13 protein-coding genes are annotated in these 13,881 nt (G+C 69.1%); 7 read left to right on the forward strand and 6 right to left on the reverse strand.

All coding sequences use genetic code 11. The features are described from left to right. Nucleotides 1–108 precede the first annotated feature (108 nt). Together ACGFZQ_RS12590 and ACGFZQ_RS12595 are read right to left on the reverse strand one after the other, a co-directional pair. Nucleotides 109–759 (reverse strand): FMN-dependent NADH-azoreductase, encoded by a 651-nt coding sequence (locus tag ACGFZQ_RS12590; RefSeq protein WP_393840315.1) that lies wholly within the window; start codon nt 757–759, stop codon nt 109–111. A gap of 287 nt (nt 760–1,046) precedes the next feature. Next, nucleotides 1,047–1,274, reverse strand: a complete 228-nt coding sequence (locus tag ACGFZQ_RS12595; protein WP_393840316.1) for a DUF5133 domain-containing protein — start codon at nt 1,272–1,274, stop codon at nt 1,047–1,049. Nucleotides 1,275–1,419: 145 nt separating this feature from the next. Here ACGFZQ_RS12595 and ACGFZQ_RS12600 point away from each other — a divergent pair, with 145 nt between their 5' ends. Both ACGFZQ_RS12600 and ACGFZQ_RS12605 read left to right on the forward strand, forming a co-directional pair. After that, nucleotides 1,420–1,803 carry a hypothetical protein gene (locus ACGFZQ_RS12600; RefSeq protein WP_393840317.1) on the forward strand — a complete coding sequence of 128 codons (384 nt, stop codon included), beginning with the start codon at nt 1,420–1,422 and terminating at the stop codon, nt 1,801–1,803. A 36-nt stretch (nt 1,804–1,839) separates the two neighbouring features. After that, entirely contained in the window at nt 1,840–2,778 is a 939-nt protein-coding gene (locus ACGFZQ_RS12605; RefSeq protein ID WP_393840318.1) for an RNA polymerase subunit sigma, read from the forward strand. Between the two features lie 62 nt (nt 2,779–2,840). On the opposite strand, the gene ACGFZQ_RS12610 is transcribed toward ACGFZQ_RS12605, so the two are convergent. Both ACGFZQ_RS12610 and ACGFZQ_RS12615 read right to left on the reverse strand, forming a co-directional pair. After that, nucleotides 2,841–3,509, reverse strand: coding sequence for a nitroreductase (locus tag ACGFZQ_RS12610; protein ID WP_351746643.1), 669 nt, complete (start codon nt 3,507–3,509; stop codon nt 2,841–2,843). A 153-nt stretch (nt 3,510–3,662) separates the two neighbouring features. Beyond that, nucleotides 3,663–4,157, reverse strand: coding sequence for a MarR family winged helix-turn-helix transcriptional regulator (locus ACGFZQ_RS12615; RefSeq protein WP_393840319.1), 495 nt, complete (start codon nt 4,155–4,157; stop codon nt 3,663–3,665). Between the two features lie 184 nt (nt 4,158–4,341). On the opposite strand from ACGFZQ_RS12615, the gene ACGFZQ_RS12620 reads away from it, so the two are divergent. Beyond that, the gene (locus ACGFZQ_RS12620; protein ID WP_393840320.1) at nt 4,342–4,896 is read left to right on the forward strand and encodes an SsgA family sporulation/cell division regulator; all 555 of its coding nucleotides are present in this window, start codon (nt 4,342–4,344) and stop codon (nt 4,894–4,896) included. Nucleotides 4,897–6,000: 1,104 nt separating this feature from the next. After that, complete coding sequence (locus ACGFZQ_RS12625; RefSeq protein WP_393840321.1) at nt 6,001–8,733, forward strand: ATP-binding protein; 2,733 nt, start codon at nt 6,001–6,003, stop codon at nt 8,731–8,733. 105 nt (nt 8,734–8,838) lie between these two features. Here ACGFZQ_RS12625 and ACGFZQ_RS12630 read toward each other — a convergent pair whose 3' ends face one another. Beyond that, nucleotides 8,839–9,012 carry a hypothetical protein gene (locus tag ACGFZQ_RS12630; protein WP_351746614.1) on the reverse strand — a complete coding sequence of 58 codons (174 nt, stop codon included), beginning with the start codon at nt 9,010–9,012 and terminating at the stop codon, nt 8,839–8,841. 345 nt (nt 9,013–9,357) lie between these two features. Here ACGFZQ_RS12630 and ACGFZQ_RS12635 point away from each other — a divergent pair, with 345 nt between their 5' ends. Then, nucleotides 9,358–9,648 (forward strand): hypothetical protein, encoded by a 291-nt coding sequence (locus ACGFZQ_RS12635; protein ID WP_393840322.1) that lies wholly within the window; start codon nt 9,358–9,360, stop codon nt 9,646–9,648. Here the strand turns inward: ACGFZQ_RS12635 and ACGFZQ_RS12640 are convergent. Further along, nucleotides 9,591–10,118 (reverse strand): hypothetical protein, encoded by a 528-nt coding sequence (locus ACGFZQ_RS12640; protein WP_393840323.1) that lies wholly within the window; start codon nt 10,116–10,118, stop codon nt 9,591–9,593. The genes ACGFZQ_RS12635 and ACGFZQ_RS12640 overlap by 58 nt on opposite strands. A gap of 344 nt (nt 10,119–10,462) precedes the next feature. On the opposite strand from ACGFZQ_RS12640, the gene ACGFZQ_RS12645 reads away from it, so the two are divergent. Together ACGFZQ_RS12645 and ACGFZQ_RS12650 are read left to right on the forward strand one after the other, a co-directional pair. Beyond that, nucleotides 10,463–12,577, forward strand: coding sequence for a glycoside hydrolase family 27 protein (locus ACGFZQ_RS12645; RefSeq protein ID WP_393840386.1), 2,115 nt, complete (start codon nt 10,463–10,465; stop codon nt 12,575–12,577). A 14-nt stretch (nt 12,578–12,591) separates the two neighbouring features. Next, nucleotides 12,592–13,881 carry an ABC transporter substrate-binding protein gene (locus tag ACGFZQ_RS12650; RefSeq protein ID WP_393840324.1) on the forward strand — a complete coding sequence of 430 codons (1,290 nt, stop codon included), beginning with the start codon at nt 12,592–12,594 and terminating at the stop codon, nt 13,879–13,881.

Consider the following 13,881-nt stretch of genomic DNA (forward strand, 5'->3'; position numbering starts at 1 on the left):
ACCCCGGCCCCGCTGCGAGCTGGTCTTCGTCGTCGTCCCGGGTGCGCGGCACTGACACCGTGTGACGTCCTCTGTCGAGGCGTCACATGGTGTCCATTGCAGGGTGTTCTACGCGGCGAGGGATTCCGCGAGTTCCTTGGCCTTGGCGGCCGCGTCTTCCAAGGCCCTCTTGCGGGAGGCCTCGTACAGGGGGACCAGTTCGGCCATGGCCGGATTGCGAGGGGCCATGGTGAGTTCCGGAACGATGAAGTGGAGGTCCAGGCCCAGGGTGTCCTTGAGGACGGCCTCCAGGTAGCTCTGCACGAAGTCGTAGCCCTCGCGCGGGGTGCCCGGAGCGTAGGAGCCGCCGCGGCTGGCGACGACGACGGTCGGGGTGCCTTGGGCGGAGGGCGTCTCGCCCGCGGTGCGGCCGAGGAGGAGCACGCTGTCCAGCCACGCCTTGAGGGTCGAGGGGATCGAGAAGTTGTACATGGGAGCGCCGATCAGGACGGCGTCCGCCTGCTCCAGTTCATCGATGAGCTTCATGCGTGCGGCGAACGCCGCGGACTGCTCAGGGGTGCGCTCGGCAGGGGCGGTGTAACCGGCGGCCCAGGCGGCGGCGGTGATGTGCGGGACGGGGTCGGCGGCGAGGTCGCGATAGATCACCGTGCCCTGCGGGTGCTGCTCCTCCCAGACCTTGCGGAAGGCAGCGGTGACCGGGCGGGACGAGGAAGCCTCGCCGGGGAATACGGACGAGTCGATGTGCAGCAACGTGGCCATGGGTTTTCTCCCAGGAGAGGATCGACGCTCGACGATAGTCAAACATGAGATGGTATTGAATGAGAATATCACGAGCAATACGGATGCCTTGATCTGGCGACGGACTTGATCTGGCGACGGACTTGATCCGGCGACGAAAGGGGCGAGCGCGGACCTCTATGGAGTGCTGCGGGATCCGTCAACGGGCACGGAGCAGCCAGCTGGGGCCGCCGGCAGACCGTCCTCGCCGTCCGGTACCTGGACACCGCTCCGCCTGACCCGGGCCACGAGCAGCATGTCCGCGGCCGCTATGGCACGCGTATGTTCCGGGTTCCCATCGTGACGCACAGCGTGTAACTGACGTCCTCAAGCTCACGTGTACCTTCCCGCCCCTCACCTTCGGCGAGCGCGATCTGCAGGGACGCGTACCGGGTCAGCAGCCTTCTGACGACCTTCGGATCCGGAACAACGAGCACAGCCAGGTCCTCTCTCTCGACGTTCGAGTCACACCCGCACCTCATGCCGACATCACGCATGGCGACGGCAGCGTTCGGTTGCCTTCGTGGGCCTCCGCCGCCTTGAGTGAAGACCGGATGCCCCGAACCTCTGTGACGGGGTTGGCTCCAGCGCTCCGTCGCCGCGGCCGCTCTGTGAGCGGAGCGGACTGCGAACTTCACGTTCGTGGGTGGCGGGTTCGCCGGTGTCGAGGCCGTCGGCGAGCTGCTGTTGCCGGCGGTTGCGATGGCCATGTTCTACCCGGAACTGAGCACCGACGACGTGTCGTTCACCCTGATTGAGGCCCCCGACCGAAACCTGCCCGAGGTGGGAGACAAGTCTGGTGGTGGTCGGCAAGGGCGGTGTGCTTCGGCCGGCGCCGCGACGAAGCGGGCACGTGGCATGTCCGGCGGAGCAACGGTTCTGAGTGCCGCCGAGATCAGCTTCGTGCACGAGGCGGCCCGACGGGCCGTGAGCGAGGTCGGTAACCGCTCCTCCGGGTACTGCCCGTTGCAGCCATGTGGGACAGCTGATGTCACACGACCCGTGCACGCCCGGTCAAAGGATTGAGTGCAGTGCCGTGCCTAGTGAGGGGGAGGATGCCGTATGGACCACGCTGACTCGGTGCCGGTCGCGGAGTTGCTCGACGAGCGCCGGCACCTGCTGGAAGTCACCTACTGGATGCTGGGCAGCTCCCGTGAGGCGGAAAGCGTCGTCGGTGAGACCTACCGTCGGTGGTACGGGCTGTCCGAGGCGGAGCGTGGGGAAATCCCAACTCCCCGACACTGGCTCGCGAAGACCGCGGGCGGGCTCTGTCTGGTCCTGCTCGCTCACCCCCACCGGGGTGCGACCGGTCAGCGGGACCAGAAAGAGGAGCACCACACGAAGACGGGCGACGCCGAGGAAGCTCAGGCGGGCCTGGCGAAGGAGGTCAGCCGGGTTCTGCTCAACGCGCTGGACTCTCTGTCGCCGGCCGAGCGGGCGGCCTTCGTGCTCAACGACGTCTTCGGGATGGCCTCCGGTACGGTAGCCGACATCGTGGGACGCCCGGAGTCCGAGTGCGTCGAGCTCGCCGACCGTGCCCGGCACAGTATTCGGAGGCAGCGCTCGCACTCCACCCCACCGGACGAGCACGATCTCCTCGCCCGCACCGTCCGTCAGGCCTGCGTGAACGAGGATGCCGAACTGCTTGAGTCGCTGCTGTGTCCGGACGCCACGGCGTTCTTCGACGGCGGCGGCAAGGTCCGCGCACTCAGCAGGCCCGTGCACGGCAGCCGTCAGGTCGCTCACAGCCTGCTGACACTCCTGGCCCGACACCCCCGCACCACTCTGACCAGCCAGTCCGTCAACGGACGTACCGGTCTCATCGCCCGCTACGACCACCAGGTCGCCGCCGTCGTCAGCCTCGACATCGCCGATCACCAGGTCGCACAGGTCTGGGTTGTCCTCAATCCCGACAAGCTGCGCTCCTGGAACCAGCTCCCCACCCAGGGCGACCCCGGCTCGCCCGGACGCCCGTCACAGCGAGGCGATGGCCGGCTCTGATCGCCTCCGGGCGTTGCCGCGCGGCCCTTCTTCAGCTCGGCCCAGGTGGCGTCGGGGACGTGTCAGCAACCGTCGACGAACGTCACTGTCTCCTCGAGCGGCGCCCGGCCGATCCGGGGTTGGCTTGCCGTGACGTCCTCGTACCCGATCGACATGCCGCAGAAGAGGAGAAGCTCATCCGGGGGCGACAGGACCTCCGCGACGGTCCTGTGATACTTGGCCCAGGCCATCTGCGTGCAACTGTGCAGCCCTTCGGCGCGGAGCAGCAGCATGACGGACTGCAGGTACACGCCCACGTCGGACCACTGGGGTCGGCCCATGCAGCGGTCGATGTAGCAGAACAGTGCGGCGGGTGCCCCGAAGCAGTCCCAGTTCGCGGCAGCGGCCCTCTGACGCGCCTCCAGGTCCGCACGCGGAATGCCGAGTGCGCCGTAGCGCTGCTCGCCGAAGGCGGATCGGCGCTCCTGGTAGGGGCTCTTGAGCACCGGGGGGTACTGCTCGTACTCCGGCTCGTCCCAGGGGTCGCCCGCGGCTATGCGCTCACCAGCGCGCTTTTTGAGCTCAGCCAGTGGTCGGCCGGTCAGCACGTAGGCGTGCCACGGTTGGAGGTTCGATGCGGACGGCGCCCACGCCGCGGCGGACAGCACACGCTCCAGTGCCTCCCGCGGGACCTGCTGGTCGGTGAATTCCCGCACAGCGCGCCGACTCGTGACCGCTTCATAGACATTCATGATCGCCTTGCGCCCCTTTTCCATCCGGTACATCTGTAACCGTCTCGTTCTTGACGGTATCACTCAATACTATCTCGGGCGAGTTGGGTGGCCTGCGTGGAGAAGGGGTTTCGCTCAGGGGCGTGCTGCGTGGCCGGTGCGGCGCGGGCGCGCTTACGCCTCGTTCTCCGCGGGATGGGCGAACCGGGTCAGCAATCCCGTCAGCTGCTCGCGCTCACCCGACCCCAGGTCGGCGACCAGGCCCTCGGCCAGCGGCTCCGCCGCCACATGCGCCGCATCGAAAAGCTCGACACCCCGAGGCGTGATCTCCACCGCCCTCACCCGCCGGTCACCCGGAACCGCCTTGCGCACCGCCAGCCCCATGCGCTCCAGGTCGTCCACGACCCGCATGATTCCCACCTTGTCCGACCCCGTCGCCGCCCCCAGGTCCCGCTGCACCGTAGGCCCGCGGTCGACCAGAACGAGAAGCACCGCGAAGTGCCGCAACTCCATGCCGAGCGGGCGGAGTGCCTCCGTCATCACCCCGGCCACCCGCCAGTGCGCCCGCCGCAGCAGCAGGGCGAGAGCGAAAGGCGAGGTGTCCCCGGGACGGTCGGTTGCACGCGAGCCGGCCGAAGGGGCGGCTCTGTGAGGGAAGTGGGTGGTCACGAGGTCACATTACAGCCATATGTGCATTCGATACGGTTTCACTTGAAACTGAGTGTGCGCTCGCAGAAGGGTGGAGCCGGGCGGTCGGGCGGTCGTGGGTTCCAGGTTCGCCAAGAGCGTGACTCGTCCGTTGACGGTCACTTGACTGATGCATCAGGTCTCAGTCGGCCCCCAGGCTCGTGACGTGGACGCCGGCCGCGAGCCGTCGTGGCGGGAAGAGGAGAGAGGACGAATGATGAGTGGGAAGGTCTTCGACACCGATGATGAGCCCGGGTGCGCTCACAAAGATCGCAGACGTCGGCAAAATGGCCATGCGGAGTGGGACATCCGGCCCGATCCGGTGACATGTCGGACGGTCGTTGCGCTTCTCGAAGAGGAGGTGACTCTGCCGGTCATGGCTGATCTCCGATATGACAGCGCAGAGCCGTATTCAATAGTCATGGCATTCAATGCAGGCACCGATCTGGTCATTGAGTGGGAATTTGGTCGGGAGCTCCTGGCTTCCGGCCGACAGTGGCTCGCCGGTTTCGGTGATATTCAAATTTGGCCCACCGAAATCCGCGGTCATGAGTTGGTGTACATGGCGTTCAGATCGGGCTGGGAGACGTTTGTTGTAGCTGCATCAGCAGTGGTGATCGACGAATTCCTGAAACGCACCTTCGAGGTTGTTTCCCTGGGAGAGGAGAGAAGCTTTCTGGGTGTCGAAAGTTTCGTCAGTCAGTTGTCGGATGAAGTGTGACGTCATCGGGCTTGATCGTGTAATGGCCCGCTATTGCTGGGACGTGCGACAGCGGGAAGATCCCCTCTCGCCGCGGGCTTGATGAGCTGTGGGCGCCGCTCTGGGACGAGCGCTGGTCGGCCGGTGGTTCCGCTCCTGCAGGGTGCGCTGCCCGTCCCCGGAGAACCTCGTCGTAGGTTCGAGACGCTCATTGATGGCGGTGTCTCCCCTACGCGCGATCCGGACCGGACGACTGGGGCTGCTCGCCGCGACAGGCGACAGCCGGGCGGTCCGCCGGCGGATTCGCGGAGCTCTCGGCATGGGGGCGAACGTGCAGGTGCTGATCGATCCTTGCTGATCGATCCGATCCGGCAGGGCAGCTGTCGTGGATCTCATCCGTCCTGCCCGGGCGAGCCCAGGTCCGACCGCTGCCCTCGCCCACCGGGTCATGCGGATCCGTGAACGCCAGGGCATCCGGTCCTCGCCGACCGCGCCCATCCGGGCGGCAGCCCGCCGCCGATTCCGACGCACAGTCAACCGCGCTCTCTCGGCGGTTCAGGGCCCCCGTGCGGCAGGGCGTGGCCCGCCTGAAGTCCGGGCCCGTCTTCCGTAAGGCCCGCTCCGGCTCGCATCGCATGTCGTCCATCACCGCGGTTGCCCTCGCCCCGCAGTGGCAACGCTGAAAGAGCTCAGGTCACGGCCGGACCACCTCGCCAGTTCTCCGCCCCCGTCGGGACCATGCTCGGCAGTCGCGGGTCCGCCCGGAATCGGCCGGGACTCGCCGTGCGCTGTGTTGTTCCGAGAGTCGTTTGACTGATGGTTGAGCCTCGCCGATAAGGGCGGCCGTACCTGACGAGTACGATGGTGGCCGGAACGACCCCTTGATGGAGAGAAGCTTCACGTGCTGTGCGCCATGCCTGCTGTGCCGGTGAGTGAACGCCCGGCCCTGCCAGAGCATCCCGTCGCCACGGTCAACGGAAGCACCGCAGGCGGGCACCGCCGGACGGCAGCGGGCTTCGTCTTCGTACGGCCTGCCCAGGTCCGCAAGCTCACGGTCACAGCGGGCGTACCCGTCGGGACGGGGCTGTTGGGAACCTCGCAGAGGGCGGGATCCGCACGGGTGCGATGATCGGGCGGGACAGGGAGCTGCGCACCCTTCGCGGGCTGCTCGCGGACGCTGCGGCTGGGCACGGCAGCACACTGCTGGTCCACGGCGCCGCCGGCGTCGGCAAGTCGGCCCTGCTGCGCACCGTCGGGGCCGAGGCCGTCGAAAGCGGCTTCAAGGTGCTGCGGACATCCGGAGTGGAGCCCGAGCAGTGGCTGCCGTTCGCCGCGCTGCAGATGCTGTTGCAACCGGTCGCCCGTGGCGTGAAGGACCTGCCGACTCCGCACCGGTTGGCACTGAGCGGCGCGTTCAGCGTCAGGGACACCGAGCCCGAGATATACCGGGTCGGACTGGCCGTACTCGAACTGCTCGCCGACGCGGCCAGCCGACAGCCGCTCCTGCTGCTGGTCGACGACCTGCAGTGGATCGATTCGTCGAGTCGGGACGTGCTCAAGTTCGTTGCCCGGCGCACCCGCGACCACGCCATACAGGTGCTCGCTGCCGCCCGGGTCCAGTACTCCGAATCGTACGTGCTCCTGGATCTCCCCCTGGAGCCGCTCGGCCGACCGGCCGCCGCCGAATTGCTCGACGCCGGCGCGCCCGACCTGCCGGCGCCGTTGCGGGCGCTCATCCTGGAGCGTGCCGCGGGTAATCCGCTGGCCCTGGTGGAGCTGCCCAAGGCCGTGCAGGGCGTGCCCCCGCAGATGGACGACCTGCCGCTGACTCAGCGGCTGGAGGACGCGTTCTCCGCACGTACCGACTCGGTGAGCCGCGAATGCCGCACATTGCTCCTGGTCCTTGCCGCCGAGCCGGCCGCGCCCCTGAACCTGCTGCTGGACGTGTCGAGTCGCCTCTGTGGCTCGGCGGTCTCCGTCGACGCGGTGCAGGAGGCGGTCGACGCGGATCTGGTCACCCTGGTCGGCTACAGCGCGGAGTTCCGCCATCCGCTGATGCGCACGGCGATCTACACCCACGCCACGCTCGCCGATCGGCTGGCCACTCACCGCGCCCTCGCCTCGGTGATGGACGACACCCCGGAGCGTCAACTCGCTCACGAGGCGGCGGCCACGATCGGGCCGGACGAGGAGCTGGCCGCCCGGCTGGAGGGCTTCGCCGATGCGTCGCAGGCCCGAGGGAAGGTGGCGGCTGCCGTCCCGGCGCTGCGTCAGGCGGCCGATCTTGTCCTCGACGCGCAGCGCCGGACCGGCATCCTGGTCCGGGCGGCCGAGCTGTCCAGCGAGATCAACCACCGCATCAGCGTCCAGACGCTGCTGGACCGCACCGACATGAGCATGCTGGGCCGGGTCGAGCGGGCTCGTCTCATGGTGGTGTCCGACAACTGCGCAATCGAACCGGGCGCGCCGCAGCGGCTGATCCAGGACATGGTCACCGCGGCGGCCGGTGCGTTCGACGCAGGAGCCGGAGACGTCGCGGAGAACCTGCTGTGGCGAGCCAGCGCACGATGCTTCTTCCAGGACGGCGACGCGCAGGTGCGCGCGGAGGCCGCAGCGGAACTCGATCGGTGGAATCCCGATCCGGATGCCCCCCACGTGCTGGCGGTGCGGGCGTACACCGAGCCGTACCGGCACGGGGCCGACGTGATCGCGCGGCTCGACGGAATCAGAGCAGACCCCGAAGACGGCCGGATCCTGCATTTTCTCGGTAGCGGTGCCATGGTCATCGGCGACATCGGCCGCGCCGTCCAGTACCTCGCGCTGGCGGCCGCGGCGTGGCGGTCACAGGGCCGACTCGGGCTGCTCGCCCGGTCGCTGGCCGCCAGCTGGCCACAGGTGTACCTCGGCCAGCTCGAGCGAGCTCGTGAGGAGTCCGCCGAGGGGCTCGCCCTGGCCGAGGAGACCGGGGAGTGGATCGTCTGGCTGGGGCTGAAGGCCACGGCCGGCCTGGTGGCGGCGCTGCGCGGAGAAACCGAGCAAGCGGCGCTGATGATCCGCGAACTACGCATGCACAGCCTGTTCCCGGGTATGCCGTTCGTCGCCGCGATGGCGCAGCAGACCGACGGCCTGCTCGCCCTCTTCGACGGCCGCGCCACGGAGGCGTACGACGTTCTCTCTCGCGCGTTCGATCCCGTTGACCCGCACTACCACTCGGTGAGCCGCTGGCTGCTCGCGCCGGACCTCGCGGACGCCGCGGTCGCCGCGGGCACCGTCAAGCAGGCCCGGGAACTGCTGGCCGACCTTCCGGAGCTGGCCGGACGGCTGCCTTCGGAAATGATGGTGGTGGCTCACGCCTACACCGACGCGGTGCTCGCTCCGGACGACACCGCGGAGGAGCGCTACGCCGCGGCCCTTGGCGTACTGCCGGCCGACTGGACGCCGGCGCGTGCCCGGCTGCATCTGCACCAGGGCCGCTGGTTGCGCCGCCAACGCCGCAACGTGGACGCTCGGCATCCGCTCCGACTCGCCCGCGACGGATTCGACCGGGTCGGCGCGCAGCCCTGGGCCGAGATGGCCCGCGAGCAGCTGCGTGCCACCGGCGAGTCGAGCGGTCGACGGCATGCGAACACCGGCGAGCAGCTGTCCGCCCAGGAAATGCAGATAGCCGTGCTGGCGTCACAGGGGCTGAGCAACCGGGAAATCGGCCAGCGCCTGTTCATCTCGCACCGCACCGTCGGAGCACACCTGTACCGCATCTATCCACGCCTTGGCATCACCGGCCGGGGCAAGCTAGCCGCCGCCCTGGCCGCACTTCAGGATGAACAGCCCACGTCCGACGTCTCCAGCGCCCTGGAGTGACCTTCTGGCCCGGAGGGCCGGTGCGGTCATGTCCGAGGGTGCAGGCGTCCGGCAGGTGGGCCCGGCGGCGGGGTGTCACCGGGCCCACGGTCGTGGAGTGCGCGATCAGCGGCGCCTCCGGTACGACCATCCGCTGCCGATGCCCGCCACGTGCAGAGCCAGGGCGGTCAGTCCCAGCAGCATCAGGTTCGTGGAGGTGAACGTGTCATTGGTGCTGATGTCCGCCGCGTTGATCAGAAAGGCGATGAAGAACAACACCGCCGCGACGATGCCGATCATAAGAAGGCTCCTTTCAGAGGGGTGAATCCCGTGTGCCCACACATCACGTCCACAAGCCCGTTGCAGGGTGACCATGAGGGGCGACGGCTCGGCCTGAGGCACCGTCAGGGCCTGCCGGGCAAATGATCACGGGGGGAGTGAGCCGTAGGAAGAAATGCTGTCGCTGCTGTCGCCTCGACGTTCTACGGTGGCTCGATGCGGAGCGACCGACGCGTCCGCCGCCTCGTGGTGGACGGGACTGTCTGGAACTGGACCCTCCGGCAGCGGGTGAGACCTGACTACGCCGACTGCCGTCTGACGATCTCTTTCGTCGCGCAGGTGCCGAGGTGGGGTGCTCGACGCCGATTGTCCTTGGTCTTCACTCCGGGGCCGGACAGAATCGTCTCGAACTCGTACTTCGAGGCGGGCACGGTCGTGCGCCTGCCCGACCGCGCCTGGTTGAACCTCTACGAGCCGGGAACGGCCAGGCGCCTGCTCGATGCCGCGGCGCCCGTCCTGGACATCCCGCCGCTGCGGCAGAACCTCGAAGTGGACGGCTGGCCCCACTTCGCCGCGGTCGTGGACCATCCCGACCCCACTCAGTCCCGGCAGGTTTCCTCGCCGCCGTCCCGTTCGGTGCCGACCGATACCGAGTAGGCGAGGCCCGTACCGGCCTCGGGCTCGGGCGAGAAGCCCCTGGGGCGCAGGTCGACGTCCAGCAGCAGGTGCCGACCCCGGTCGATCCTGGTCCAGCAGGCTTCCGCCACCCTGGCGGGGTCGGGCTCGGAGTGCCAGCCGGCCGCGGCGGCCGCCTTCGTGTAGTAGGCGATGACGTCGTCGGGTCCGCCCGGGAAAACATACAGGCGGTCCGCGTGCAGCCAGGGCGCGCCACTGCTGTCGTCGTCGCATCCGGTGGTCACGCCGACGCCACGGTAGTTGGCGGGTGCCGAGGCACCGGCGGGCGCCGAGCTGAGCAGCGGCTGGTCGGCCAGCCGCCTGAGTTCGGTGCCCGTGTCGTCGCAGCCGTCCTCGCCGACGGCGGAACACGCGCCGGCGAAGGCCGCCGGCAGCAGGAGGGCCGCCGTCAGCATGACGCGGGTGCCGGCGGACGGTGACGTGGGGGACAACGGGGCTCCTGGGAGTACGGGGGTTCGTGGGTAGGGGGGACTGGCTCGTCGAGCGTTCGGACCGCTGCTCGGCGCCGACGGTGGCAGACGCCGAAGGACAGGATGCCGGACCGGCAGATCACGAACATGCGGTTCGAGCAGCCCGGTTGGCGAGGGGACCGCCGATGCCGTGTCCGTGGCGATCATCCGAGCTGCTTCTACGCTGCTTCTACTAAATTAGTAATTAATCTTGACACGGTTTCGGCCACAGGCCACAGTCATCGCCGTGACGTCGTAGGCCTCTGCCGCGGAGCGGCCCGCGTCACGTTCTCCTGCATCCCACTCCCCGGGAGAGGTACGTGACTTTGCACCCGCCCGTACACAGACCCACGCACCACCGGTTCACCCGGCCCGCACTCGCGGCCGCGATCGCGGCGGTCCTGGCCGCCACCGTGACCCCCGACGCCGTCGCCCGGACGGCCGTCGACCAAGGCGCACCCGCCGCTTACGACAGCGGCCTCGCGCCGACTCCCTACATGGGATGGAACACCTACTACGGACTGGGCGCGCCCACCGAGAAGGAGGTGCGCTCCGTCGCCGACCGGCTGGTGAGCAGCGGTCTGCGCGACAGCGGATACGACATCGTGTGGCTGGACGGCGGCTGGCAGGCCGACAACCCCCGTGACGCACAAGGGCGGTTGACGGCCAACCCGGACCGCTTCCCGTCCGGCATCCCGGCCCTCGTCTCCTATCTGCACAAGCGCGGACTGCGGGCCGGCATCTACACCGACGGCGGCACCTACGACGGCGGCAAGAGCTGCGGCCTCGGCAGCCGCGGCTACTACGACCAGGACGCACGGCAGTTCGCGAGCTGGAAGATCGACGCGATCAAGGTCGACTTCCTCTGCGGGATCGGCGCGAAGCTCGATCCGGGGCCCGCCTACAAGGAGTTCAGCGACGCGGTCGCCAAGTCCGGCCGCAAGATGCTGCTGAACCTCTGCAACCCGCTCACCGACGACTGGGGCCTGCCGCACACCCCCGAGCAGGACGCCCACAACACCTACGTCTACGCCCCGGCGATCGCCGACTCCTGGCGCACCGGCACCGACATCGCCTGGGGAACCCCGAGCCCCGGCGAGTGGCCCAACATCCTGCGCAACATGGACGCCAACGCCTGGCACCCCGAGGCGCAGGGCCCCGGCCACTACAACGACCCGGACTACCTCATCCCCATGCGGAAGATGACCGACGGGTCGTACGAGCTGACGCAGGAGGAGTCCACCAGCCAGTTCGTGATGTGGGCCGAGATGGGCTCGCCGCTGGTGCTCGGCTCCGACCCGCGGACGCTGTCCGACTCCATGCTCGCGACCCTGCGCAACCCGGAGATCATCGCCGTGGACCAGGACCCCCTCGCCGTCCAGGGCGTGCGGGTCGCCACCGACTCGGTCGGTGACGTCTACAGCAAGGTGCTGCGGGGGCGCGGACAGCGCGCGGTCGTCCTGCTCAACCGGTCCGACCAGCCCGCCCAGCGCACCGTGCAGTTCTCGGACACCGGCCTCGGCGGCCCGGTGCGCGTCCGCGATCTGCGGGCACGTGCCGACCGGGGCACGCACACCGGGTCGTACACCGTCGAGGTCCCCGCCCACGGCACCGCGTTCCTGAAGCTCACCGGCGCCGACGCCCTGCCGGGCACCGACCTCGGCGTGACGGCCACGGCGAGCCCGGCCGTGGCGAGCGGCGGCGCCACGTTCTTCCGCGGACCGCACGGCTCGCTCGTCGAGACGGCGGACGGGCGGGTGCGGGACCTCGGTGGCCCGGCGCGCGGCGGGATCCTCGGCCAGCCCGCCGTCCACGCCACCGCCGGCGGCCGGCTCGACGTCTTCGTACGCGGCGCCGACTCCCGGGCCTACCGGCGGGTCTACGCCGACGGCCGCTGGGGGCACTGGCAGTCCCTGGGCGGGCAGTTGACCGACGCACCGTCCGTAGCCTTCACGGATCCCGCGCACTGGACGCTGTTCGCACGTGGCTCCGACGGCACGGTCGTCCAGCGCGGTCCGGCGTCCGGCTGGTCCTCGCTCGGCGCCCCCGGTGACCGGCAGGTCTACGGCCGCCCGTCCGCCGTCGTCGACGCGCAGGGGCGCGTCCACGTCGCCGTACGCACCGCCGCCGACGACGTCTGGACCCGGACCCGGGACACCTCCGGGGCGTGGTCGGACTGGGCCGCCCTCGGCGGGACCGTCAGCGGCAGCCCGACCCTGGTCGCCGCCGGGGACGCGGTGCTGCTGTACGTGCGGGCCGCCGACTACACCCTCTGGCAGCAGTGGTACAGCGACGGCGCCTGGCAGGGCTGGAGCAAACGGCAGGAGTTCCCGAGCGCGGCCTTCGACGGTGCGCTCGGCGCGGCCGCCGGCCCGGACGGAGCCGTCGACGCGGTGTTCCGCGGCGTCGACGGCCACGTGTACCGCACCCGACTCAAGTGACTGAGGAAACAACCATGGCCAACCAACAGCCCAGCCGACGCCGGTTCCTCGCCGGACTCGGGGCCGCCGGGACAGCGGCCCTACTCAGCGGCTGCGTCACCGACACCTCCTCCGGCAAGGGCTCCTCGAAGGGCGCGGTGACCCTCCAGTCCAACCTGTCCGCCCCGCAGGCCAAGGCCGCGATGGAGGACCTGGTCGCGGCGTACGGGAAGAAGGGGTCCGGCAGCGCCAGTCTCAACACGGTCGCCGCCGAGACCTTCCGCACCCAGCTGCCGACCTACCTCACCTCGGCCAACCCGCCGGACGTGTACACCTGGTACCCCGGCTCGGTGGCGGACGCCTACGCGAAGAAGAACCTGCTGCTCGACCTCGACGAGGTGTGGAGCTCGTCGCCCGACCTCAAGCGGTACTCCAAGGCGCTGAACACGCTGTGCACGGCGGGCTCCGGCAAGAAGGTCTTCGTGCCCAACACCTACTACTGGTGGGGCATGTTCTACCGGAAGTCCCACTTCGCCAAGTGGGGCGTGAGCGAGCCCACCAGCTGGGACGACTTCCTCGACCTGTGCGACAAGCTCAAGAGCAAGGGCGTCGCCCCGATCGGACTCGGCGCGGGCGGCAACACCCCCTGGGTGGCGTCGGCCTGGTTCGACTACCTGGACATCCGGATCAACGGTGCCCAGTACCACCGTGAACTCCTCGCCGGGAAGCACCGGTTCGACGACCCCGAGGTGCGCAAGGTCTTCGACCGCTGGCAGGAGGTGCTGCCGTACTTCGACCCGAACGGCACCGCCGTCGCCTTCCAGGACGCCACGACCGCCCTGCTCAGCGGCAAGACCGGCATGATGCTCATCGGCACCTTCTTCGCCGACGCGGCACCCAAGAGCGCCCTGGACGACATCGACTTCTTCCGCTTCCCCGTCATCGACTCCAAGGTCCCGCTCGCCGAAGAGGCTCCTGTCGACGGCTACTTCGCCAGCGCCCGGACCGGCCGCGGCGACCAGGTCCGCGACCTGATGAGCTATCTCGCCACGGCCGAGGCCCAGGAGATCTACATCAAGGGCTCCTCCGGCACCGTGCTGCCCTGCAACCCGGACGCCAAGGACGCCGGCACGGCACTCGTGAAGAAGGGCCGTGCGCACGTCGACGCGGCCGTCGAGATCACCCAGTTCTTCAACCGGGACTCCAGTGACGCCCTCCAGCCCACCGCGGACACCGCGCTCACCAAGTTCCTGGCCAAGCCCAAGTCGATCGGCAGCATCCTGACCGACTGGCAGCGCGACGCCGAGAAGATCTGGAACGCCTGA

It is taken from the genome of Streptomyces sp. NPDC048254 (genome assembly GCF_043201895.1).
Lineage (GTDB): Bacteria > Actinomycetota > Actinomycetes > Streptomycetales > Streptomycetaceae > Streptomyces.

Bases quoted from the DNA above. Each gene is read 5' to 3' on its own strand.
- ACGFZQ_RS12610 (WP_351746643.1), bottom strand. From the start codon at position 3,509: ATGAATGTCTATGAAGCGGTCACGAGTCGGCGCGCTGTGCGGGAATTC.
- ACGFZQ_RS12595 (WP_393840316.1), bottom strand. From the start codon at position 1,274: ATGCGTGATGTCGGCATGAGGTGCGGGTGTGACTCGAACGTCGAGAGA.
- ACGFZQ_RS12590 (WP_393840315.1), bottom strand. From the start codon at position 759: ATGGCCACGTTGCTGCACATCGACTCGTCCGTATTCCCCGGCGAGGCT.
- ACGFZQ_RS12625 (WP_393840321.1), top strand. From the start codon at position 6,001: ATGATCGGGCGGGACAGGGAGCTGCGCACCCTTCGCGGGCTGCTCGCG.
- ACGFZQ_RS12630 (WP_351746614.1), bottom strand. From the start codon at position 9,012: ATGATCGGCATCGTCGCGGCGGTGTTGTTCTTCATCGCCTTTCTGATC.
- ACGFZQ_RS12605 (WP_393840318.1), top strand. From the start codon at position 1,840: ATGGACCACGCTGACTCGGTGCCGGTCGCGGAGTTGCTCGACGAGCGC.
- ACGFZQ_RS12650 (WP_393840324.1), top strand. From the start codon at position 12,592: ATGGCCAACCAACAGCCCAGCCGACGCCGGTTCCTCGCCGGACTCGGG.